Origin of the sequence: Pseudomonas sp. MH9.2, assembly GCF_034353875.1 — a bacterium.
Taxonomy (GTDB): Bacteria; Pseudomonadota; Gammaproteobacteria; order Pseudomonadales; family Pseudomonadaceae; genus Aquipseudomonas.
The window spans coordinates 2,400,272-2,422,795 of sequence record NZ_CP133784.1; the positions used below are offsets into that span (position 1 = coordinate 2,400,272).

Sequence of the window (22,524 nt, forward strand, 5' to 3'; positions counted from 1 at the left end):
GGACGGCGAAATCACAACCTGGAAATGACACCGCCCGTCCATTACCTCTCCGAAGAACGCAAAGGCCAGACGTCTGATGGTGGATGGTCAAAACTCTTAGCACTTTCATCGTCCCAGCCAAGCTACTCACACATGCTTAAAAAATCGTGGCCGTTTGTGCAAAATGGTTGATAGGTACTGTAAGAAAGATTCACTCGAGCAAAACTATAACCAAGGATATAGAAGCAGGGAGCGCCCCGGGGGGCTCCCTGACACACGTTAAAAACAACAGCACCCGACGAGAACGTGTAACGAACCTCGTCAGCGCCGCGAACTCAAACCGGGGACATTCGCTGACAACGCGAACCTTCTCCGTTTATGCGACGCAACTCGCCTTGCAGGTGTACCTGCCAAATGGGGACGTCTTCGGCCACCTGATAGCCGTGCAACGTCAGGCTTTCGGCAATAGCCATCAATACCGATTCAGCGGCCAGTGGCCCATGGAAAGGCCCTTGAGCCTTGAGTGCGGAGGGTTGCTCGTCAGACATGCCGGCGGCGAACAGTAACGTCCACATACCGTTATCTCCTGAGAGCGGGCGAATCACACATTCGATACGGGTGACCAGACCCAGACATTGGCGGGTAAGACAGAGGCTGCGCGACATGGCGAGCTCCTCGGTAGATACAGTGTTCGCCCCTCGAACCGCAGGAAGGAGCGCGTCAGTCCTTTTGACAACTGTGATATGTGCCAGAGTAGAACAAAAGCAGAATTCGAAAAGCACCCGCAGTGACTGGGCGCCGAATGGTCATGCCACCACTGCGGCGCCCTGCCCTTTCAATCCGCTTTTTTTGCCAAGGCCTTCAGTTCCGGCTGCAACTGCGCCGGCTCTTTCCCCAGCTCCTTGAGCTCTTCATCACTGAGCATCTCGGCGATGTCCCGCAAACGCTCAACCACACGGGCGTTAACGCTGCCTTCCGGGAACTGACCGTCTTCATCTGGCGCACCGGCAGGCTCGCCAACCAACAGGCTCAGCGCCTCATCGGCCTGACGCACCGCGTACACATGGAACTGCCCGGCACGCACGGCTTGCAGCACACGCTCGTCGAGCATCAGGGTGGCCACGTTCGCCTGCGGAATGATTGCGCCCTGCTCGCCAGTCAAGCCACGCGCTTCGCAGAGACGGAAGAAGCCTTCGATTTTTTCGTTGACCCCGCCCACCGCCTGCACTTCACCAAACTGATTGATTGATCCGGTAATGGCGAAACACTGCTTAAGCGGTGTTTTCGACAGTGCCGAAATCAAGGTGCACGCTTCGCCCAGTGACGCACTGTCGCCATCCACATAACCGTAGGATTGCTCCAGAGCGATGCTCGCGGAAATCGCCAGCGGGAATTCCTGCGCGTAGCGGCTGCCCAGATAGCCCGTGAGAATCATCACCCCCTTGGAGTGGATCGGCTGACCCAGGTTGACCTCGCGTTCGATATCGACAATACCGCTGCCTCCGGGATAAACCGTCGCCGAAATCCGCGCAGGTACGCCAAACGCCGAGTCGCCGACTTCCAGCACCGTCAGCCCGTTGCACTTGCCCACGGCCGCACCGGCGGTGTCGATCAGGATGATGCCCGCGAGCATGTCGTCGAGAATCCGCGCCGACACCCGGCCCGTGCGCGTGGCCTTGGCCTTGAGCGCGCGCTCGATGTGCCCGGCATCGGTCTTGTCGTCACTGGCCAGTTGGCGAATGAAATCCGCCTCGCTGACCAATTGGAACAGGTCTCCGATGCGCGCCGATAACCGGCCCTGATGCTCAGCCAGGCGGGCGCTGTACGTGGCCAGGCGGGCGACAGCGTCAGCGGTCAACGGCGCCATGCCTTCTTCGGAGGTGCGGGTTTTGAGCAACTGGGCGAACTGCTCCAGCGTCTCGTCGCCCATCGGGATGTCTTCATCGAAATCCACCAGTACCCGGAACATCTCCTGAAAATCCGGATCGGCGTCTTGCAACGCGTAATACAGTGAACGCGCACCAATGATGATGACTTTGACCTGGAGCGGAATCACTTGCGGGGTCAAAGTCACCGTCGCCAGACGACCCAACTCGCCCAGAGGCGATTCCATTTTCAACTTGCGCGATTGCAAGGCGCGCTTGAGCGCATCCCAGACAAACGGCTCGCTGAGCATTTTTTCGGCTTCGAGCACCAGAAAACCACCGTTGGCCCGATGCAGTGCACCGGGGCGCAGTTGACGGTAGGTGGTGTATAGAGCGCCTTGATCGGTGCTGTATTCGATGCGCCCGAACAGGTTGTCGTAGGTGGGATGCGGTTCGAAAATCACCGGCGCGCCCGAATTGACCGGATGGTCGACCACTAAACTCGGGCAGTATTGTTCTTCGAGCAGCTTGCGCGCCTCGGCGTCGGTCTTGCTATCGTCGACCAACTGCTCGACCACGGTTTTCAGCAGGTAGACCTGCACCCCTTGCAGGTAAGCGCAGACCCCGGCGTTCTCGTCGTACTTCTCGGACAACGGCGCCAGCAACGGCTGCAAGGCCAGGGTGATGGTTTCTTCATTCAACTGACGCATCTGGTTGCTGGATTCACGCTTCCATTGCGGCAGGCTGGCCAGCTCCTCGTTGAGGCGCTCTTCCAGACCGGAAATGTCGGTATGAAAACGCTCACGGTCCACTTCAGGCAACTGCGAAAATTCGGCCTCGTCCAGCGCCTTGCCTTCGCTCATCGGTGTAAAGGCAATGTTGGTGCTGTCGCGGTAAAGGGCGACTTCTTTTTCCAGGGCCAAGCGCTCGATAACGTCCAGCGCTCGGTCATAACGTTGATTGAATGCGCGGTCGATGGCGCTTTTTTTCTGTTGGTACGACGGGTGTTCGAACACCGCCGGGAAGGTCGCCAGCAGGTTATCGATCAGGCCATTGATATCCGCAATGAACGCACCCGCGCTGCCAGGAGGCAACTCCAGTGCGCGCGGCTCGCGCGGTTCATCGAAATTATTGACGTAAACCCAGTCCGACGGCGTCTCCATGCGCTTGCCTTCGGCTTTGAGGTAGCGCTTGACGAAGGAGAAGCGGCCGGTACCGGGCTCGCCCATCACAAATACGTTGTAACCGGGGCGCGGCATGGCCACGCCAAACTGTAAGGCTTCGACTGCTCGCTCTTGGCCGAGCACACCGCGAAAGGGTTCCAGATCATTGGTTGTCGTGAAGCTGAACTGTTCAGCGGAGAAAGGACGTGTCAGCGCTTCAGGCGCAAGACGCAAGCTGGCAGCAACAGGATCGGGCATCGGACATCCTTACATCGAGCGGGGCAGATAGCGGCATTCTGGCGCTCGCTGTACCCCGCTGGCAAGGCACGGTGCGGCCGATTTTTTTGCACGTAAAAGCTTCACTCTCCTTAATGGGAGAAAAGTCTCCAACCCTATAACAATTTGCAATAAATCACGGAACCCCTGGATCGGACCTAAACTCAAACTTGCGCAGCCAGTCATAACAACTCTGGCTTGCCCTGGCGCAATGACCGGCCAGGAACCTTGACCCTTGGTTGATCACAAAAGAGACTAAAGCTATGAAACGGATTCTTCTTGGTACTCTCTTCACCGTCGCATCCCTCAACGCCATGGCCCAAGCGCCAGGTGGCCCGGATTGCGGCTGGGGCAATATGCTGTTTGAAGGCCAGCGTGGAACTCCAGCCCACTTTCTGGCTTCCACCACCAACGGCACATCGGGTAACGCCACCTTCGGCATGACCTCCGGTACAAACGGCTGCTCCACCAACGCTGCCTTGACCTACGGCGGTAAATCCTGGCTTTCCATGAACGGCATGATGGACGAGCTTTCCAAAGACATGGCCATGGGTCAGGGCGAAGCGCTGACCACGTACGCGGTCGTGTTGGGCGTTGCACCACAAGACCGTGCGCATTTTGCCGCAGTCACCCACGAGCACTTCCAGCAGATTTTCAGCAAAGCAGATACAACGGCCGAAGATGTCCACAACAACACCCTCGCGGTGTTGAAAAACGACCCTCTTCTGGCGAAATACGCAACTCAGGCTTAAGCTCGCACCGCCTGCCCCCGCCTCAGGGGGCAGGCCCCTGTTTACGACCCCGAACATTGATTGCCCTGCCTCCTGACTAGTTGCCCTCTATGCTCAAACGCCTTGGTTATGTGGCGCTCTGTATCTGCGCCCCGCTGTATGCCTCGCCGCATATCGACAATGATCGCTTGCAGCAACTGGCAAATACGCAGTTCTGGATATCCCTGGGGCACTATGAAACGGCCAAGCTGGGTGGCTGGCGCAGCTATGTAGATGACCCCAAATTTTTTCTTGCTGCCAACGGTGCCCACGATCCTGCAGCGGAACTGAGCGCCACGCTCGATGCGATTTATGCCCCCGTCAGCAGCTTCGACACCCTGGCTCAAAATAACCACGCCCAATGCGTTTACCCGGCACGGACCCGCTGGCTGCGTGACCAATTGCAGCTGAGCGACCTGCCCGCCGTAGACTGCAAAGAATTCAAGCAATGGTTCAAGGACGTGGCACCCGACAGCGCCGTGTTGATCTTTCCGGCCGCTTACTTGAACAGCCCTTCCTCCATGTTCGGTCACACCCTGTTGCGCATCGACCAGGCTGACGTGCAGACCAATCACACCGCCCTGCTCAGCTATGCAATTAACTTTGGCGCGTACATCGAAGGCATGGACAACAGTATTCTGTACGCGTGGAAAGGCTTGATGGGCGGTTATCCAGGCCTCTTCGCACTGGTGCCTTACCAGGAAAAACTGTCCGAATACCGCAGTCTGGAAAACCGTGACCTTTGGGAATACCGGCTGAACCTGACCCACGAAGAAACCGGGCGGATGGTCGAGCATGTCTGGGAGCTCAAGCAGATTCGCTTCAGCTATTTTTTCTTCGACGAAAACTGCTCGTATCGCTTGTTGGAGCTGCTACAAGTCGCACGACCCGGCCTGAACCTGACCCAGCACTTCCCGCTGACAGCGATCCCGACCGACACCGTACGCGCCGTGAAAGACGCAGGTCTGGTGGAGAGAACCGACTATCGCCCGTCCCGCGAGCGAGAGTTGCTCAGCCGCGCCGCGCCCCTTGAGAGTGAAGAACAGCAATGGGTGCTCAAGGTCAGCGCCGATCAGAAGCAATTGCAAAACAGCGATTACCTGACCCTGCCTAAAGAACGCCGCGCGTTGATTCAGGACGCCGCCTACCGCCTCGAACGCTATCGCGCAAATGGTCTGGAACGCGATACAGAACGCTCACAGCGCAGTTTCGAGCTGCTGCGTGCGATCAACCAGAATCCCCCGCCACCACTGGACATCGCACGCCCCGGTTTAACGGAAGACGGCCATGAGTCTCGTACCTGGCAATTGGGCGCGGGCAGCCGTGATGACAAGGCGTTCGCCGAATATGGCCTGCGCATGGCGTATCACGACCTGAACGACAATGCCTATGGTTTCCCGCTGGGCGCGCAGATCGAGATTCTCCAGCTAAAATTACGTCAATACGAAGGGAATCACTGGCAGGTCCAACAGCTCGATCTGGCAACCATTCGCTCGCTGACGCCACGCAACGCCCTGCTCCAACCCTGGTCCTGGCAAGTCTCCGGCGGATTGGAACGAGTGCTGGGCAAACATGCAGATGAAACCCTGGTCAGCCACGTCAACGGTGGCGGCGGCGGCACTTGGCAACTGACCGACGACATGCTCGGTTTCGCATTGGGCACCGTGCGCATCGAACACAACGCCGACTTCGCGGCCCTTGTTTCGCCTGCTGCAGGCTTCAACACTGGCCTGCTGTGGCGCAACCCGCTGGGCAACCTGAGCCTGGAAGCCAAGGGAGATTACTTCACCAATGGCGAAGTACGCCGCAGCATCAGCCTGAACCAGCAATGGGAACTGTCACGTAACCTCGGTCTGCGCCTGAGCGCCCAACGCGAGTACAGTCAACTGGCTTCGCCGGTCAACGAAGTGATGCTGGAAATGAAGTGGTATCACTATTGATCTTCAGCGTCTTCACGAACGCTTTCGCGGATAAATTCGCGGGTAATGCGACGCGACCATCACCGTTCTAAAACCCACTAAAGGGAGAAAAGCCATGAGTCGCGCCTTCGTCAATGAAGATCAAGCCGCCGAGCAAGCCGACCAACCGGTGGAACGACGAGTCAGCGAGCAGCCCAACTACGTGACCGCCCGCGGCCTCGTGCAGTTACAGACGCATGTGGCCGAGTTGCAAGCGCAGTACAGCGAACAATCGGCCCAGGGAGATCAAGCTGACAAACAACGTCAGGCCGACATCGAGCGCGATCTGCGCTACTTCAACCAACGCCTGCAAAGCGCCCAAGTGGTCGTACCGGCCCTCTCGACTGACAAGGTACACATAGGTAGCTGGGTGACGTTCGCCGATGAGAGCGGCGCAGAGCAACGGGTGCAGTTGGTGGGTGAGGACCAGGCCGATGCGGCCAGCGCCTTGATCAACTGGGGCTCACCGCTGGGCCGAGCGTTGCTGGGCGCGCAACCGGGCGATGAGGTGCTATGGAAGCGCCCTGCGGGGGATCAGTTGATTGAGGTGATCAGGATAGAGGCGGAGGCTTGATTTATTGCGATCACTTCGTGATCGTTCGCAGACAAGTCAGCTCCCACGGCCTAGCGGTCAGACGCGGAGGCCGTGTGGGCAATGCTTTTAGGAACTGACTTGTCTGCGAAGACGGCATCTCAGACACAAGCGATATGCCTGAACTAAACCCCACATGAAAACGGAGCCCGAAGGCTCCGTTTTCATGGCAGATCAAATCACGCCAGTTTCTTGTGACGTACCCGGTGCGGCTGGGCCGCGGCTTCGCCGAGGCGTTTTTTACGATCAGCCTCGTACTCGGTGTAGTTACCTTCGAAGAACACGGCTTGCGAGTCATCTTCGTACGCGAGGATGTGCGTCGCTACCCGGTCCAGGAACCACCGATCGTGAGAGATCACAATGGCCGCGCCCGGGAAGTCGAGCAACGCTTCTTCCAGCGAACGCAGGGTTTCCACGTCGAGGTCGTTTGACGGTTCGTCGAGCAGCAGCACGTTGCCGCCCTCTTTGAGTGTCAATGCCAGGTGCAAGCGACCGCGCTCACCGCCAGAGAGGTCCTTGACGAACTTCTGCTGATCGCCACCTTTGAAGTTGAAGCGGCCAACGTAGGTGCGCGACGGGATTTCATAGTTGCCGATGCGGATCACATCGGAACCATCGGAAACCGCCTGGAACACCGATTTGCTGCCGTCCAGATCGTCGCGGCTCTGATCCACGCACGCCAGCTGCACGGTTTCACCGACTTCAATCGTGCCGGAGTCCGGTTGTTCCTTGCCCATCAGCATGCGGAACAAGGTCGACTTACCTGCACCGTTACCACCAATAACCCCGACGATAGCGCCTTTAGGCATGGAGAACGACATGTTGTCGATCAGCACGCGATCGCCATAGCCTTTGGAAACGTTCTTGAACTCGATGACCTTGTCGCCCAGACGTGGACCGGCGGGGATGTAGATCTCGTTGGTTTCGCTGCGCTTCTGGAATTCCTGCGATTGCATTTCTTCGAAGCGTTGCAGACGGGCCTTGGATTTCGATTGGCGCGCCTTGGCACCTTTGCGAACCCACTCCAACTCGTCTTTCATGGCCTTTTCATGAGCCGACTGCTGCTTGGATTCCTGGGCCAGACGATCGGACTTGGCTTCAAGCCAACCCGAATAGTTGCCCTCGTAAGGAATACCGGCACCGCGGTCGAGCTCAAGAATCCAGCCAGCGACGTTATCCAGGAAGTACCGGTCGTGCGTGATCGCAACCACTGTGCCCGGGAAGTCGTGGAGGAAATGCTCCAGCCAGGCGACGGAATCGGCGTCCAGGTGGTTGGTCGGTTCGTCGAGCAACAGCATATCCGGCGCGGACAGCAGCAGACGGCAAAGGGCCACACGACGCTTTTCACCACCGGACAAGAATTCGATCTTCGCGTCCCAGGCCGGCAGACGCAGCGCATCGGCGGCGACTTCCAATTGACGGTCCAGGTTATGACCGTCGCTGGCTTGCAGGATGGACTCAAGCTTGGCCTGTTCAGCAGCCAGCTTGTCGAAGTCGGCATCCGGCTCGGCGTATTCGGCATACACCTGATCAAGGCGCGCCTGTGCATTTTTGATCACGCTGACCGCTTCTTCGACCACTTCACGCACGGTCTTGGTCGGGTCCAGCTGTGGTTCTTGCGGCAGATAGCCAATGTTGAGCTCAGGCATTGGCCGAGCTTCACCGTCGAACTCAGAGTCGACACCGGCCATGATTTTCAACAGTGTGGATTTACCCGAACCGTTCAAGCCCAGCACACCGATCTTGGCGCCAGGGAAAAACGACAGGGAGATATTTTTCAAAATTTCCCGCTTCGGCGGCACAACTTTGCTCAGCCGATGCATGGTGAAGACGTATTGAGCCATGGAAAGAAAACCCGGTATCTGTAACTGTGATAAAGCGCGGGCTTAGAGCGCGCCTCGAAAATAGCGGTGCAATTTTATTTATCTCCGGCGCTTGCCGCCAGAGAGATTGACCCTTTGATTGAAAATGCGCCGACCGGACATCGATTGCCGACATCACGTTATCTGGATATGGATCAATGCTTGCAGGCAGTGAAATCACTATCGTTAGAAACGGCCTAAACCGCACATCAAGCAAAGCTACCCGAATGCATCCGTCAGGGCAAACCATCCGGCCTAATGGGACTGGCACTTAGCCACGCATCAAGGCATGCTAGCCGCCCTTTGGGCGCCCGGCTTATAGTGCATCTCGCATTCGCCGCTTCAGTCCCGTCGTCAGGATTAGAGTTTGTCCACATCACTCCCCCCTGTTCCCCTGCGCACCTCTAGAGGCGCACCCACCGCGCATTTTCGCGGCTCATTAAAAGCTGCGCTCGCAGCCTTGGTGTTGCTGATGGTTGTGCTGCTGTTCTGGCAACTGATGGATCAGTTCCAGCAGACCCAGGACCGCCAGCGTCAGCGTAGCCTCGACTACAGCGCACAACTGGCCGATCGTTTGGGCCTGAACATGGCGCTCAGTGCACAAAGCGCACTCAACGTCCTGGATAATACGAAAGCGCAAACCCAAACCGCCGCACAACAAGCGCTGATGCTGGACACCCTGCGCCAGACCCTGCCGTCATTGCACAGCGCTGTCTGGTTGAATGCCGAAGGCGAAGTGCTTAAAGACAGCGCCCGCAGCGATGCAGGCTCATCCAGCGACGCACCCATCCTCGCGCAATTGATGCAGCGCGGTCAGGCGTATCCTTATTATTTCGGCAACGCGCCGGATGGCTCACGCGTCTATTTGTTGGTGCGCCAGCCTGGCGAAACGACAAAAGGCTATTGGGTACTGCGCCTCGCGCCCAACGTGCTGACGAAACTTACTCACCAGACAACTCAGGATTTCCAGCCCATGTGGCTGCTGGAAAACAGCATCACCCAAACAGTGATCCATCGTGATGCCGCTGGCATGGACAGCCCGGAAGACGCCAGCCGTGATGGTATCCAGAATGTGTTGCTGTCACCGTTGACCCATAGCGACTGGCAATTACGTGGCTTGTTCGATGCCAGCAAGGCACGTCAAGAATTGCTGCCAGCGCTGATCGGCAAATGCCTGATCGGGCTGTTGTGTTCCCTGTTGCCGCTGCTGGCCCTTGCCGGTCTGCGCCGTCGTCAACGGCAAATGCTTGAGAGCAAACGTCGTTATCAGGACATTTTCGACGGCACCGGCGTCGCGCTCTGCGTGCTCGACCTGTCAGGGCTTCATGGCTATTTGAGTAAGCTGCAAGTACACAGCAGCGATGATCTGGACCGTGTGCTAAAGACACAACCGCAGCTGTGCCCGGAACTGCTACAGCAACTGCACATTACCGAGGTCAATCAGGTCGCACTCGATCTGCTGAAAATCGAATCTGGCGCCGAGGCGTGGCAGCACCTGATAGAGGGGTGCCCGAGCACCCAACAAGGGATTGGCCTGCAGCTGATTCACGCGGTGCTCACCCAGCAGAGTCAACTCGAACTGGAAATCCGCCTGGTCAGCCCACAAGGCGACGATCAGTACCTGTGGCTGGTGATGCGATTGCCTGAACCGGCCGACTATAAGGCGGTGATCCTCAGCATCAGCGACATCAGCAGCCGCAAGCGCGTCGAACTGTCGTTGGTCGAGCGCGAAGGTTTCTGGTCCAATGTGGTGCGTACCGTACCGGATCATCTGTACGTGCAGGACGTCATCAGCCAGCGAATGATTTACAGCAACCACCATCTTGGTGAAACGCTGGGCTACGACAAGGCCGAGCTACAGAAGATGGGCGAGTACTTCTGGGAGATCCTGCTACACCCGGACGACGCCGAACACTATCAGTCCATGCGCCAACTGCAGCGGCAAACCGGGCATGCCGAGCTGCTGCAATGCCAGCTACGGTTTCGTGATCACAATAACCACTGGTGTCGCTTCGATATACGCGAGCAAGCATTGGTGCGCGACAAGAACGGGGTTGTGACGCGCATCATCGGCGTTGCAAAGGACATTACCGAACAGCTCGAAGCCAGCGAGTCCCTGCGTGACAGCGAACAGCGCTACCGGATGCTCGCGGAAAGCATCAGCGATGTAATTTTTTCCACCGACAGTGCGCTGAAACCCAATTACGTCAGCCCGTCGGCGCAGACAGTCCTGGGCTACAGCGCTGAATGGATTCTTGAGAACGGGTGGCAACCGACCATCGCCAACCCGCAGCAATTGACCAAGATGAATGCGCTGCTTGAGCACGTCGCCAAGGCCCTGGGCAAACCCGACGAGTTGGCGAAACTGCGCGCGGGCCTGCCGACCCAGCTGTTCCTCTTCGACTGCCTGCGAGCCGATGGACGCAAGATCCCGATCGAGCTGCGCCTGATTCTGGTGTGGGATGAGCACGGAGCCTTCGAAGGCATCCTGGGTGTCGGGCGCGACATCAGCCAGCAACGTCGTGCCGAGAAAGACCTGCGTATGGCCGCCACGGTATTCGAACATTCCACGTCGGCGATCCTGATCACCGACCCGGCTGGCTACATCGTGCAGGCCAACGAAGCGTTCAGTCGCGTCAGCGGTTATGACGCGTCACAAGTACTCGATCAACTGCCCACCCTGCTGACCGTCGATGATCAGCAGGAAGCGCACTTGCGTTACATCATCAAGCAACTGCACCAACGCAGCAGTTGGGAAGGCGAAGTCTGGCTCAAGCGTCGCAGTGGCGAGCATTACCCGGCGTGGGTCGGCATCACTGCGGTGCTTGACGATGAGGGCGATCTTGCCAGCTATGTGTGCTTCTTCAACGACATCAGCGAGCGCAAGGCCAGTGAACAACGCATCCATCGGTTGGCCTATTACGACGCCCTGACGCACCTGCCCAACCGCACCCTGTTCCAGGACCGTCTGCACACTGCACTTCAGCAAGCCGAGCGCCAGCAGGCGTGGGTGGTGCTGATGTTCCTCGACCTGGACCGTTTCAAGCCTATCAACGACTCCCTCGGCCACGCCGCTGGCGATCGTATGCTCCAGGAAATGGCATCGCGACTGCTGGGTTGTGTTGACGACGACGACACCGTGGCGCGCATGGGGGGGGACGAGTTCACCCTGCTGCTGCAACCGCGGGCCACCCGGCAGATCGCCCTGAACCGTGCGATCAATGTTGCTGAACAGATCCTCGGCAGCCTGGTGAAACCGTTCGTCCTCGAAGGTCGTGAGTTTTTTGTGACCGCCAGTATCGGCATCGCGCTCAGCCCGCAAGATGGCAACGAGCTGAGCCAGCTGATGAAAAACGCCGACACGGCCATGTACCACGCAAAAGAACGCGGCAAAAACAACTTCCAGTTTTATCAAGCCGACATGAACGCCACGGCCCTTGAGCGACTGGAGCTCGAAAGCGATTTGCGTCACGCCCTCGAGCAAAAAGAGTTCACGCTGTATTACCAACCGCAGTTCAGTGGTGACGGTAAGCGCCTGACAGGTGCCGAAGCCCTGCTGCGCTGGAACCACCCCCGACGCGGTCTGGTACCGCCGGGCGACTTCATTCCGGTGCTTGAAGAACTCGGACTGGTCGTGGAAGTCGGAGATTGGGTACTGACCCAGGCGTGCCGTCAGCTCAAGAGCTGGCACCAGGCCAAGGTCCGCGTGCCCAAAGTATCAGTCAACATTTCCGCACGGCAGTTCTCCGACGGTCAGTTGGGCACGCGCATTGCCGACATTCTCAAAGACACCGGCCTGCCGCCGGCCTGTCTCGAGCTGGAGCTGACCGAAAGCATCCTGATGCGTGAAGTCAACGTGGCCATGCTGATCCTAGACGGTTTAAAACGTCTGGGCCTGAGCATCGCGGTGGACGACTTCGGCACCGGCTACTCGTCGCTGAACTACCTCAAGCAATTCCCGATTGATGTGCTGAAAATCGACCGGACGTTCGTCGACGGCCTGCCCTCGGGTGAGCAGGACGCGCAGATCGCTCGCGCCATCATCGCCATGGCCCACAGCCTCAACCTGTCGGTCATCGCCGAGGGCGTGGAGACCCATGAACAGCTGGAGTTCCTGCGCGAACACGGTTGCGACGAAGTTCAGGGCTACCTGTTTGGCCGCCCGATGCCACCTAATCGCTTCGAAGCGCAATTCAGCAATGACGCGTTGTTCATGTTTGATTGATGGTGGTGGTGACCCACGTGAAAACCGCTTGTCTCCGACATGACTGCCTTTCATATGCCAGATAAAAGCCGATGGGTTAGAATGCCCTCCTTTTCTACTGCCCCGATCCTTGAGGACCGCCATGTTCAGCCGTGATTTGACTCTCGCCAAGTACGACTCCGATCTCTTTGCCGCCATGGAGCAAGAAGCTCAGCGCCAAGAAGAGCACATCGAGCTGATCGCTTCGGAAAACTACACCAGCCCTGCCGTGATGGAAGCTCAAGGCTCGGTCCTGACCAACAAGTACGCTGAAGGCTACCCAGGCAAGCGTTACTACGGCGGCTGCGAATACGTCGACGTGGTTGAGCAACTGGCTATTGATCGCGCTAAACAGCTGTTCGGTGCCGATTACGCGAACGTTCAACCACACGCGGGCTCCCAAGCCAACAGCGCGGTCTACCTGGCGTTGCTGCAAGCGGGCGACACCATTCTGGGCATGAGCCTGGCCCACGGTGGTCACCTGACTCACGGCGCCAGCGTCAGCTCGTCCGGCAAGCTGTACAACGCCGTACAGTACGGCATCGACGGCAACGGCCTGATCGACTACGACGAAGTCGAGCGTCTGGCGGTTGAACACAAGCCAAAAATGATCGTGGCGGGTTTCTCCGCGTACTCGCAAATCCTGGACTTCCCGCGCTTCCGCGCAATCGCTGACAAAGTCGGCGCTTACCTGTTCGTCGACATGGCGCACGTGGCCGGTCTGGTTGCTGCAGGCGTGTACCCGAACCCGGTTCCATTCGCTGACGTGGTCACCACCACGACTCACAAAACCCTGCGCGGTCCACGTGGCGGTCTGATTCTGGCCAAAGCCAACGCCGACATCGAGAAGAAGCTGAACTCGGCCGTCTTCCCAGGCTCCCAGGGCGGTCCGCTGGAACACGTAATCGCAGCCAAGGCCGTCTGCTTCAAAGAAGCCTTGCAGCCTGAGTTCAAGACTTACCAGCAACAAGTGGTCAAGAACGCCAAGACCATGGCCAGCGTGTTCATCGAGCGCGGCTTCGACGTAGTGTCTGGCGGTACCGAAAACCACCTGTTCCTGCTGTCGCTGATCAAACAGGACATCTCCGGCAAAGACGCTGACGCTGCCTTGGGTCGCGCGTTCATCACCGTGAACAAGAACTCGGTGCCGAATGACCCACGCTCCCCGTTCGTGACCTCCGGCCTGCGCTTCGGCACCCCAGCCGTGACCACTCGCGGCTTCAAAGAAGCAGAATGCAAGGAACTCGCTGGCTGGATCTGCGACATCCTGGCTGACCTGAACAATGAGGCCGTGATCGACGCCGTACGTGAAAAAGTCAAAACCATCTGCGCTAAATTGCCGGTATACGGCGCTTAATCGCCCCGTATTACTGGCGACATAAAAAAACCGGCTCTTAGAGCCGGTTTTTTTTGCAGAATCCCCAGTGTTTGGCCTGTCGCATTCGCGCCCACAAATTCTGCGATCCATCCCGACCTCGTGACGACTTAACCGGAAATAGCTGACACTCCGCAACCGTTAAGCCATCTCAACTCGCGCAAACCCCGTACGGATTTTCTCTTCCGGCAAGTCATCGGCAATGAACACAATCACGCTTTCGCGCTTTTCGTCTTCAGCCCACTCCGTGTCCCAGTCAAAGCCATACAACTTCAGCACGCCTTGAAACACCATGCGTCGGGGTTCGTTGGCGATGTTGAGGACGCCTTTGTAGCGCAGCAGTTGTTTGCCGTGGTCTTCCAGCAGTTCATTCATGAACTCGCTGAGCTTGTCGATATCCAGCGGTTTGTCGGTGCGCAGAACGAGGCTGGTGATGCGGTCAATGTTGCCTGCGCTGCTCACTGGTTTCAGCGGACGCAGCATCATGCCGCCGCCAACGTCAGCGTTGAGGTTGAAACCGCGCACGTCCAGCAATTCAGCCAGATCAATATTGCCGTGTTCAACCACTCGAATCGGAGCGCGACGGTTGATCCGGGTCAGCCGTTCGCTCAGGGCATTAAAAGCGGCGTCATCCACCAAATCGCGCTTGCTCACCAACAGGCGATCAGCGAAACCGATTTGCGCCTGGGCGATGGTTTGGGTCAGGTGCTGCTCGGCATGGGCCGCGTCGACCAAGGTGATGATGCCGTCGAGGAGGTAGCGCTCGCGCAACTCCTCGTCAATGAAGAAGGTTTGCGCCACCGGTGCCGGATCAGCCAGCCCGGTGCATTCAATCACCAGACGGTCAAAGGCAATCTCACCGCTGTCGAGCCGCTCAAGCAGCAAGTACAAAGCCTTGGTCAAATCGGTGTGAATGGTGCAGCACACGCAGCCATTGGACAGGGTCATGACCTGTACGGGCTCGGTGCCAAGCAATTGGGTGTCGATCCCGGCATCGCTGAATTCGTTCTCGATGACGGCGATTTTCAGGCCGTGTTCAGCCTTGAGCAAATGACGCAGCAAGGTGGTTTTGCCGGCGCCGAGAAAGCCACTGAGTACAGTGACCGGAATGGGTTGCGAAACAGTCATGCGTACTCCTGCGTTTAAATGCGCTTCATAACCAGACCCCATAAACGAAAACGCGCCACGACTGGCGTGGCGCGCGGGATCAGAGATGACTATCCATCAGAGGCTCAGCAGCATTTCGGGCCACCTTTGCCGCCGTAACGAGCCTCCTGGCGTTCACGAAAGAACGCTTCGTAGGTCATCACCGGCTTGTCCGGGTGCCTGATCTGCATATGCTCGACGTAATTATCGTAGTCAGGCATCCCCACCATCAGGCGCGCGGCCTGGCCGAGGTATTTCCCGAGGCGACTCAGGTCATTGAACATGTGCAATTCCTCCGTTGAAGCCCGGGTTCATCGTGCGTTCGGCAGCGCCTGGAAAGGCGCCTCTTTGTCCGTACGCCCTTTGGTGCCCCATGCTGCCACACCGACCTTGATCGCATAGAACAGGATCGCGAACACCACCACCATGAACAGCGCGGTCAGGGTAGCGTTGGTGTAGGCGTTGAAAATCACGTGCTGCATCTGATCAATGCTGTTAGCCGGAGCCAACACCTGACCCGCGTCCAGGGCTGTACGGTACTTGGTCGCCAGTGCCAGAAAACCAACCGCAGGGCTCGGGTCGAACAGCTTGATGTAGCCGGCGGTGGTGGTGCAGATCAGCAGCCACACCGCTGGCAGCATGGTGACCCAAATGTAGCGTTGGCGCTTCATTTTGATCAGCACAACAGTAGCGAGCATCAGCGCGATACCGGCCAGCATCTGGTTGGAGATACCGAACAATGGCCACAAGGTGTTGATCCCGCCCAATGGGTCGATCACGCCTTGATAGAGCAAGTAGCCCCACATCGCGACGCAGCCTGCGGTGGCGATCAGGTTGGCAGGCCATGAATCCGTGCGCTTGAGCGACGGCACAAAAGTACCCAGCAAATCCTGGAGCATGAAACGACCGGCTCGGGTCCCCGCATCCACGGCGGTGAGAATGAACAGCGCCTCGAACAAAATCGCGAAGTGGTACCAGAACGCCATGGTGTCTTTGCCCGGCAGTACCTGGTGCAGGATCTGCGCGATACCGACCGCCAGGGTCGGCGCACCGCCAGCACGGGCCAGCACAGTGGTTTCACCGATGTCTTTAGCCACCGCAATCAGCGCGTCCGGGGTAATGGCAAAGCCCCAACTGCTGACGGTTTGCGCAACCGTGACCGCGTCGCTGCCGACAATCGCTGCAGGGCTGTTCATCGCGAAATACACGCCCGGATCAATCACCGAAGCCGCCACCATGGCCATGATCGCCACGAAGGACTCCATGAGCATCGCGCCGTAGCCGATGTAACGGGAGTGGGCTTCGCTCTCTAGCAGCTTCGGCGTGGTACCCGACGCAATCAACGCGTGGAACCCGGACACCGCACCGCAGGCAATGGTAATGAACAGGAAGGGAAACAGCGCGCCTTTCCAGACCGGACCGGTGCCGTCGGTAAACTGAGTCAGCGCAGGCATTTTCAACTCAGGCGCAATGATCAGGATGCCAATCGCCAAGGCGAGGATGGTGCCGATTTTCAGGAACGTCGACAGGTAATCCCGGGGTGCCAGCAACAGCCAGACCGGCAGTACCGCCGCGACGAAGCCATAACCGACCAGCATCCAGGTGATTTGTATGCCGGTGAAGGTGAAGGCCTTGGCCCAGACCGGGTCCGCAGCAATCTGCCCGCCGGTCCAGATCGACGCCAGCAGCAGAATCACACCCACCAATGAGATCTCGCCAATGCGACCCGGACGGATGTAGCGCATGTAGACACCCATGAACATCGCAATCGGGATCGTCGCCAGCACCGTGAACATACCCCACGGGCTACCCGCCAGCGCTTTAACCACGATCAGTGCCAACACCGCGAGGATGATGATCATGATCAGGAAGCAACCGAACAAGGCGATAGTGCCGGGCACACGGCCCATTTCTTCACGCACCATCTCGCCCAGGGAGCGACCGTTGCGCCGGGTGGACAGGAACAGAATCATGAAATCCTGCACCGCACCGGCGAACACCACACCGGCAATCAGCCAGAGCGTACCGGGCAGATACCCCATCTGCGCCGCAAGCACCGGGCCGACCAGAGGACCGGCGCCAGCGATGGCGGCAAAGTGGTGACCAAAAAGAATATGTTTGTTGGTCGGCACATAGTCCAGACCATCGTTATTGAGGACCGCAGGGGTGGCGCGATTAGGGTCCAGCTGCATCACTTTGGTGGCGATGAACAGGCTGTAATAACGGTAAGCAACCAGATAAATCGCGATAGACGCGACCACGATCCAGAGTGCATTGATGGCTTCACCGCGACGTAAAGCCACGACCCCCAAGGCAAACGCCCCAACAACTGCAAGGATCAGCCAGGGCACATGACGCAGCAGGCTAGTATTGGTTTTCATTTTTTTTATTTTCCAGCGAGTGATCTAGGAACAGACCTCCGAGTTTAGACTCAACAGCGCGAAAGGCCACCCCCCGAACAGGGTCCTGCGCGGGTTTTCGGCGACGAAAGACCAAGAACGGGTCGCAATCAACCTGCGGGGAAAATGTCGGCAGGTACAGGTCGGTTTATGAAGCTATAGTCAGCGCTTCAGAGGGTGAAACCATGACCGAATCCAACGCAGAGCGTCGACGCTTCAAACGCATCGCCTTCGACGCCAAAACCGAACTCAGCCAAGGCCCGAACCGCTGGCCGGTTCGGCTGCTTGACCTGTCCCTCAAAGGCCTGCTCATCCAACGCCCAACCCCATGGCTCGGCAACCCGGATCAACCCTTCGCCGTCGACATCCACCTGAGCGAAGACGTCGATGTGCGCATGGACGTCCAACTGACCCACGAAGACAATCAACAACTGGGGTTTGTTTGTTTGCATATCGGGCTGGAGTCGATCAGCCACCTGCGCCGTTTGATCGAACTGAACCTGGGGGATATGCAGGAGCTGGAGAGAGAGATAAAGGCGTTGGTTGAGGGTTGAGGTACCACTTCAAAGCACCTCAACTCCTCGCTGATGATTAGCACCCACCGAGGCGGGCCCCATCCCTTTTTCAGTCGGTGCCAAACTTCGGCGAACGCGGCCCGTATAGGAGACCTGCGTTGTGCCCAGCGGACAATAGGCGCTGGCTTGTAATGCCAGCAATGGGATGGCTGGCGTCCGTCGAGCTGTTGATAATCTGTTTCACCGCAGCCGTGATCAACATACCGACTAGTCCGCCGCCGCTATTATTATTGCCTTCATCGCTCGACGCAGTTGCAGTCCCGGTCCAAAGCGTCGTTCCGGTTTTTAGGTCCACAAGCTTCGCGGTCGCCGTTACGACCGTCTGACTGCTGATCACTATATAGCTAGTGCCATACTTGATGACGGAGATATACAGGGCTGCGTCAGCACCAAAAATCTCCCTCAGCTTGGCAGGCGCCACTTGATGAATATCATTTGGTGTGGTCAGGCCATTATGCCGGAACGTTTCATCCACCAGCGCCACCGGCATCACATAATACCCAGCCTCGGCCAACGGATACGTGATCTGCGACAGCATGCTGTAGGTGGCCTTTACATCCGGCGACTCATTCAGCGGTGGCAATACCACAATGCTACTCGGCCGGCTCTGCTTGAATGCCGAGTAATCAATTGTTTTCTGGGGCGCACAGCCAGCGACCACGGCCACGACCCATAAACCGATACACAACTTGAGAAATCGCGACATCACGTCTAGCTTCCTTTCTTAGCATTCTTCAGCAAAAAATCCATGTACGTTGCCGATTCCGGGAACAGTACTTTCTCGGTCCGAAACTCTTGCACCATCTGATCATCTTTACCGACGCTCAGGTACAGCAGCCCCAACTGCGCGTGATAACCAGGCGGCGCCAAACTGTTGGTCGAACGGATCTTTTGTATGTCCCGTTCCAATGCTTCAATCTGGGCTTCTTTAGGGTCCCCTTCAAAGTATTGATACACCTGCGGCTGGTAGCTTTCCCACTGGTATAACGTTTTCGGTGCCGGCACGCATCCCGCCAACAAACCACTGCCCATTACCCCGGCAACCATCACGCCCCACGACACAAACACCTTGCCCATAACTTTCATCCTTGTTGTTGCCCGTTACTGGTTTACTGGTTTCCTGGTTTCCAGGCGCCATTGTCGAGTGCATTGACCAGGTTGTTCACTGCCTCACGCATAGCAAGATCGAGAACCTTTCCGTTGAGAGTCGAGTCATAGCTGGCGGTGCTGCCGAAGCCAATAATCTCGCGGTTCGACAGCTCATACTCACCCGCGCCCTGGCTGGAGAACACCACCTCAGACGTAGAAATATTGACGATATTCAGCGCGACCTTGGCGTAAGCCACCTGCGACTTGCCACGCCCGAGGAGACCGAAGAGTTGGCGGTCGCCCGTTTCCTTACGGCCAAACTCAGTGACATCCCCGGTCACGACATAATCAGCGCCCTTGAGCCGCTGCGCTTGGCCCTTGATCAGGGCTTCTTGCTGGATTTCGCCCATGTTGTCGCGATCAAGCACATTGAAGTGATTGGTCTGCTGCATATGAGTAATCAGGATGGTCTTGGCCTGCCCTCCGAGGCGATCAACACCGTCGGAAAAAATCCCGCGCATATAGCTCGAACGGTTATCGAACTTACCGACCGCAATCGGCGTGCGCATACCGCTGTAGGCGCGGCTGGCGCTTTCAACCTTCAGAACCGGCAAAGCCCTAGCGCTTTCCGTGACGGAACAACCCGCCAACATACCGAGCGCTACAGGGAGTGCTCCCAGCAACAACAGCCGTGTTGTTTTGCTCACTTAAATCTCCTTGAAAAGGCCCACGCTGAGCGCTGCTCAGCCAGCCAAGGCGGGCGAACCGGACGCCGATGGTTTTATCGCCCAACAGGGACAGGTTTACTTTCTGGACAAACAGGCCAAAAAACAAACGAGAGCCTTTTAATCTTATTGACGATTACAACGTCATTTAGTTTGTTTGGTAAGCGTGCCGAGGGAGGCCTCTTTGACGAAGTAACAAACTTCCGTATCGCCTAACAGGCTCAGGCTGTTCCTTGCCATCACAACGTAGACAATCTCCCCTGCACGCACACAATCACGTAATACAGAGACCTGACTTATTCAAATGCCTTGGGAGGTAATCTATATAACCGATATCCTCTTCCGCCCCATGGAAAGAGCCACAATCCGTCTAGCCACCATAGATATCAAAGTGCCACACATGGTAGCTCGACGGATTTGTGACGTCAATTTATCAGTCACTGGACAAACTTGATTGCCTGCACACCTTGGCTAAGAAGGGTGACAGCCTGCACCTGGCAGGCCTTGAATCCGCGTAACGGCCTGGTCTCAGGTGCGAAAATGGCTGACCATGACCTGCAGCTCGTTGCCCAAGCGCGCCAGTTCGACGCTTGAGGCCGCCGTTTCCTCGCTGGCGCCAGCAGTTTGCTCGGAGATGTCGCGCACGTTGAGTACGCTGCGATTGATCTCCTCGGCCACGGCGCTCTGCTGCTCGGCGGCGGCGGCAATTTGCTGGTTCATCGACTGGATCGTCGACACCGTGCGCGTGATACTTTCCAGAGATGTGACGGCGCGACGGGGCAATTCGACGCTGCTGTCCGTGAGGACACGGCTGCTTTCCATTACGGTCGACACTTCCTGTGTACCGCTTTGCAGGCTAGTGATTAGCCCTTCGATTTCTTCGGTGGATTTCTGAGTGCGCTGAGCCAGGCTTCGGACTTCGTCTGCAACGACAGCGAAACCCCGTCCAGCCTCTCCCGCTCGCGCGGCTTCAATGGCGGCGTTGAGCGCCAACAGATTGGTTTGTTGAGCCACGGCCTTGATCACATCGAGTACGCCGCCGATTTTTTCGCTTTCCTCCTTCAGATGATTCATCGCTTTGTTAGAGTTATCGACCTCGACGGCCAACAGTTCGATTTGATCTATAGCCTCACCAATAACTTTTTCACCTGCTCGCGCCTCTTTATCAGCGGCGGCGGCGGCATTTGAGGCTTCTTCGGCGTTACGTGACACTTCTTGTACGGTGGCGGTCATTTCGTTCATGGCGGTCGCGACTTGATCGGTTTCGACTCGCTGGCTGTTCACACCCGCACTGGTCTGCTCGGTAACGGCGGACAACTCTTCCGCCGCACTGGCAATCTGGGTGACACCCTTGCTGATGCCACCGATCAGCTCGCGCAAACTCACCGTCATACCCTGCATGCTGCGCTGTAACTGGCCAAGTTCGTCACGCCGCTCGGTCTTGATGTCGTGACTAAGATCACCCGCAGCGATGCGTTCTGCGGCTTTCAGGGTTTCCAGCAGCGGATGGACTATCTGTGCCGTGATGACCCATGCCGCGAGAATGCCCAGGGCCAACGCCAGCAGCGTGCTGATCACCAGCAATTGGCGAGCACTTTGCGCCTCGCTGTCGCGCGCCTGACTCTGGCTGTCGATGAGTTTCTGGCTAAGCGCCTCGAGACTGACGCCAGAAACAGCCATCTGATCAAGCGTTTCCAGGCTGGTGTGTACCTGTGCAGCATAGTTCTGCACATCCTTGCGGTACTGTTGCAGCACGAGTTCCGCTTGCATCAGGCGGGTTTGTTCGCGAGGTGCAGTCGCGTCGCGGACCTTGATCAGTTCGGCTGTGACCTGATCAATAGTCGCCAGAGTTCCTTGCTCTTTGCTCGGATCATTGGTGTAGATGAAGCTGTACACCACTATGCGGGCCTGCTGGATATGCACGGCGAGTTGGCCGATGGCCTGAAACTGGCTCAAGCGCAGAGTGTCATTTTGATCTTCAACCGCAGGGGCGCTGACAAGGTCCTGGGTGGCTTCATTTAGCGCCTCGGTAATTTCTGCAGCGCTCTGCACCAACTTCGCGAGCGCTGATTCACGGTCTTTAAAGGTTCGCTCAAGCGTGCTGAAGCGGGTCCGGTAGTCCTCAACGATGCGGCCTTGCTCCTCGATAAGTTGCAGGTCCACAGGATTACTCACCACGCCGCTCAGAGACCGTTGATTGTCCTGGATACGTTCCAGCACGCCTGACACTGCGGCGCTGTTTTGTTCGTTGCGCTCAGCCAGATAGCGCAGGCGGTTAACGCGTAAATCTTTAGTCAGGGCGCTTAGGTTCGCAATGGCGCTGATCTTGTTACCGCGGTCGACCATGTTATTGGCGCTGTGCCAGCCGGTCAGCGCGATCAATAAGGTCAGTAACACCAAGAGGCCGAAGCCCAAGGCAAGCTTGGCCTTTACACCGACATGACCCAAGGCCTGACTAAAACGTTTGAACATTGCATTTCCTCAAAGTGCTGCGAACTGACGGCCAT

16 protein-coding genes and 1 pseudogene are annotated in these 22,524 nt (G+C 57.5%); 6 read left to right on the forward strand and 11 right to left on the reverse strand.

Translation table 11 applies throughout. From position 1 onward, the window contains the following. Positions 1-314: 314 nt before the first annotated feature. Positions 315-644: a hypothetical protein gene (locus RHM55_RS11245; RefSeq protein ID WP_322182029.1), complete on the reverse strand. Its 330-nt coding sequence runs from the start codon at positions 642-644 to the stop codon at positions 315-317. A 170-nt stretch (positions 645-814) separates the two neighbouring features. Then, the gene (locus tag RHM55_RS11250) at positions 815-3,265 is read right to left on the reverse strand and encodes a Lon protease family protein (protein WP_322182031.1); all 2,451 of its coding nucleotides are present in this window, start codon (positions 3,263-3,265) and stop codon (positions 815-817) included. A gap of 281 nt (positions 3,266-3,546) precedes the next feature. On the opposite strand from RHM55_RS11250, the gene RHM55_RS11255 reads away from it, so the two are divergent. The 3 genes from RHM55_RS11255 to RHM55_RS11265 all read left to right on the forward strand — a co-directional run bounded on the left by RHM55_RS11255 (position 3,547) and on the right by RHM55_RS11265 (position 6,585). Continuing rightward, on the forward strand, positions 3,547-4,035 hold the full coding sequence (locus RHM55_RS11255) for a DUF3015 domain-containing protein (RefSeq protein ID WP_322182032.1): 489 nt from the start codon (positions 3,547-3,549) through the stop codon (positions 4,033-4,035). Between the two features lie 89 nt (positions 4,036-4,124). After that, a complete protein-coding gene (locus RHM55_RS11260; RefSeq protein ID WP_322182034.1) occupies positions 4,125-5,993 on the forward strand; it encodes a DUF4105 domain-containing protein in 1,869 nt (622 codons plus the stop codon). 94 nt (positions 5,994-6,087) lie between these two features. After that, positions 6,088-6,585, forward strand: a complete 498-nt coding sequence (locus RHM55_RS11265) for a GreA/GreB family elongation factor (RefSeq protein WP_322182036.1) — start codon at positions 6,088-6,090, stop codon at positions 6,583-6,585. A 197-nt stretch (positions 6,586-6,782) separates the two neighbouring features. Here RHM55_RS11265 and ettA read toward each other — a convergent pair whose 3' ends face one another. Continuing rightward, complete coding sequence (gene ettA, locus RHM55_RS11270) at positions 6,783-8,447, reverse strand: energy-dependent translational throttle protein EttA (RefSeq protein ID WP_322182038.1); 1,665 nt, start codon at positions 8,445-8,447, stop codon at positions 6,783-6,785. A 385-nt stretch (positions 8,448-8,832) separates the two neighbouring features. Here ettA and RHM55_RS11275 point away from each other — a divergent pair, with 385 nt between their 5' ends. After that, positions 8,833-12,690: an EAL and GGDEF domain-containing protein gene (locus RHM55_RS11275; protein ID WP_322182040.1), complete on the forward strand. Its 3,858-nt coding sequence runs from the start codon at positions 8,833-8,835 to the stop codon at positions 12,688-12,690. Positions 12,691-12,811: 121 nt separating this feature from the next. After that, positions 12,812-14,065 (forward strand): serine hydroxymethyltransferase, encoded by a 1,254-nt coding sequence (gene glyA / locus RHM55_RS11280; RefSeq protein WP_322182043.1) that lies wholly within the window; start codon positions 12,812-12,814, stop codon positions 14,063-14,065. A gap of 159 nt (positions 14,066-14,224) precedes the next feature. Here glyA and yjiA read toward each other — a convergent pair whose 3' ends face one another. The 3 genes from yjiA to RHM55_RS11295 all read right to left on the reverse strand — a co-directional run bounded on the left by yjiA (position 14,225) and on the right by RHM55_RS11295 (position 17,610). Further along, positions 14,225-15,211, reverse strand: a complete 987-nt coding sequence (yjiA, locus tag RHM55_RS11285; RefSeq protein ID WP_322182046.1) for a GTPase — start codon at positions 15,209-15,211, stop codon at positions 14,225-14,227. 104 nt (positions 15,212-15,315) lie between these two features. Beyond that, complete coding sequence (locus RHM55_RS11290; RefSeq protein WP_219062619.1) at positions 15,316-15,513, reverse strand: YbdD/YjiX family protein; 198 nt, start codon at positions 15,511-15,513, stop codon at positions 15,316-15,318. Between the two features lie 27 nt (positions 15,514-15,540). Next, positions 15,541-17,610, reverse strand: coding sequence for a carbon starvation CstA family protein (locus tag RHM55_RS11295; RefSeq protein ID WP_322182048.1), 2,070 nt, complete (start codon positions 17,608-17,610; stop codon positions 15,541-15,543). Positions 17,611-17,813: 203 nt separating this feature from the next. On the opposite strand from RHM55_RS11295, the gene RHM55_RS11300 reads away from it, so the two are divergent. Then, entirely contained in the window at positions 17,814-18,182 is a 369-nt protein-coding gene (locus tag RHM55_RS11300; RefSeq protein ID WP_322182050.1) for a PilZ domain-containing protein, read from the forward strand. A 70-nt stretch (positions 18,183-18,252) separates the two neighbouring features. On the opposite strand, the gene RHM55_RS11305 is transcribed toward RHM55_RS11300, so the two are convergent. From RHM55_RS11305 to RHM55_RS25915, 5 genes and pseudogenes are all read right to left on the reverse strand, one after another. Further along, a complete protein-coding gene (locus tag RHM55_RS11305; protein WP_322182053.1) occupies positions 18,253-18,912 on the reverse strand; it encodes a DUF799 domain-containing protein in 660 nt (219 codons plus the stop codon). Between the two features lie 2 nt (positions 18,913-18,914). Continuing rightward, entirely contained in the window at positions 18,915-19,280 is a 366-nt protein-coding gene (locus RHM55_RS11310; protein WP_322182055.1) for a DUF4810 domain-containing protein, read from the reverse strand. Between the two features lie 32 nt (positions 19,281-19,312). Beyond that, positions 19,313-19,945, reverse strand: a complete 633-nt coding sequence (locus RHM55_RS11315) for a CsgG/HfaB family protein (RefSeq protein WP_416152018.1) — start codon at positions 19,943-19,945, stop codon at positions 19,313-19,315. Between the two features lie 600 nt (positions 19,946-20,545). Further along, positions 20,546-21,418, reverse strand: a complete 873-nt coding sequence (locus RHM55_RS25910) for a methyl-accepting chemotaxis protein (RefSeq protein WP_416152019.1) — start codon at positions 21,416-21,418, stop codon at positions 20,546-20,548. A 30-nt stretch (positions 21,419-21,448) separates the two neighbouring features. Next, positions 21,449-22,489, reverse strand: a pseudogene (locus RHM55_RS25915) (methyl-accepting chemotaxis protein); the annotation flags it as partial. Positions 22,490-22,524 lie beyond the last annotated feature (35 nt).

Bases quoted from the DNA above. Each gene is read 5' to 3' on its own strand.
- RHM55_RS11315 (WP_416152018.1), bottom strand. From the start codon at position 19,945: ATGTTGGCGGGTTGTTCCGTCACGGAAAGCGCTAGGGCTTTGCCGGTT.
- RHM55_RS11260 (WP_322182034.1), top strand. From the start codon at position 4,125: ATGCTCAAACGCCTTGGTTATGTGGCGCTCTGTATCTGCGCCCCGCTG.
- RHM55_RS11265 (WP_322182036.1), top strand. From the start codon at position 6,088: ATGAGTCGCGCCTTCGTCAATGAAGATCAAGCCGCCGAGCAAGCCGAC.
- yjiA (WP_322182046.1), bottom strand. From the start codon at position 15,211: ATGACTGTTTCGCAACCCATTCCGGTCACTGTACTCAGTGGCTTTCTC.
- RHM55_RS11310 (WP_322182055.1), bottom strand. From the start codon at position 19,280: ATGGGCAAGGTGTTTGTGTCGTGGGGCGTGATGGTTGCCGGGGTAATG.
- RHM55_RS11300 (WP_322182050.1), top strand. From the start codon at position 17,814: ATGACCGAATCCAACGCAGAGCGTCGACGCTTCAAACGCATCGCCTTC.
- RHM55_RS11295 (WP_322182048.1), bottom strand. From the start codon at position 17,610: ATGAAAACCAATACTAGCCTGCTGCGTCATGTGCCCTGGCTGATCCTT.
- RHM55_RS11245 (WP_322182029.1), bottom strand. From the start codon at position 644: ATGTCGCGCAGCCTCTGTCTTACCCGCCAATGTCTGGGTCTGGTCACC.
- RHM55_RS25910 (WP_416152019.1), bottom strand. From the start codon at position 21,418: ATGCAGGGTATGACGGTGAGTTTGCGCGAGCTGATCGGTGGCATCAGC.
- RHM55_RS11290 (WP_219062619.1), bottom strand. From the start codon at position 15,513: ATGTTCAATGACCTGAGTCGCCTCGGGAAATACCTCGGCCAGGCCGCG.
- RHM55_RS11255 (WP_322182032.1), top strand. From the start codon at position 3,547: ATGAAACGGATTCTTCTTGGTACTCTCTTCACCGTCGCATCCCTCAAC.
- glyA (WP_322182043.1), top strand. From the start codon at position 12,812: ATGTTCAGCCGTGATTTGACTCTCGCCAAGTACGACTCCGATCTCTTT.
- ettA (WP_322182038.1), bottom strand. From the start codon at position 8,447: ATGGCTCAATACGTCTTCACCATGCATCGGCTGAGCAAAGTTGTGCCG.
- RHM55_RS11250 (WP_322182031.1), bottom strand. From the start codon at position 3,265: ATGCCCGATCCTGTTGCTGCCAGCTTGCGTCTTGCGCCTGAAGCGCTG.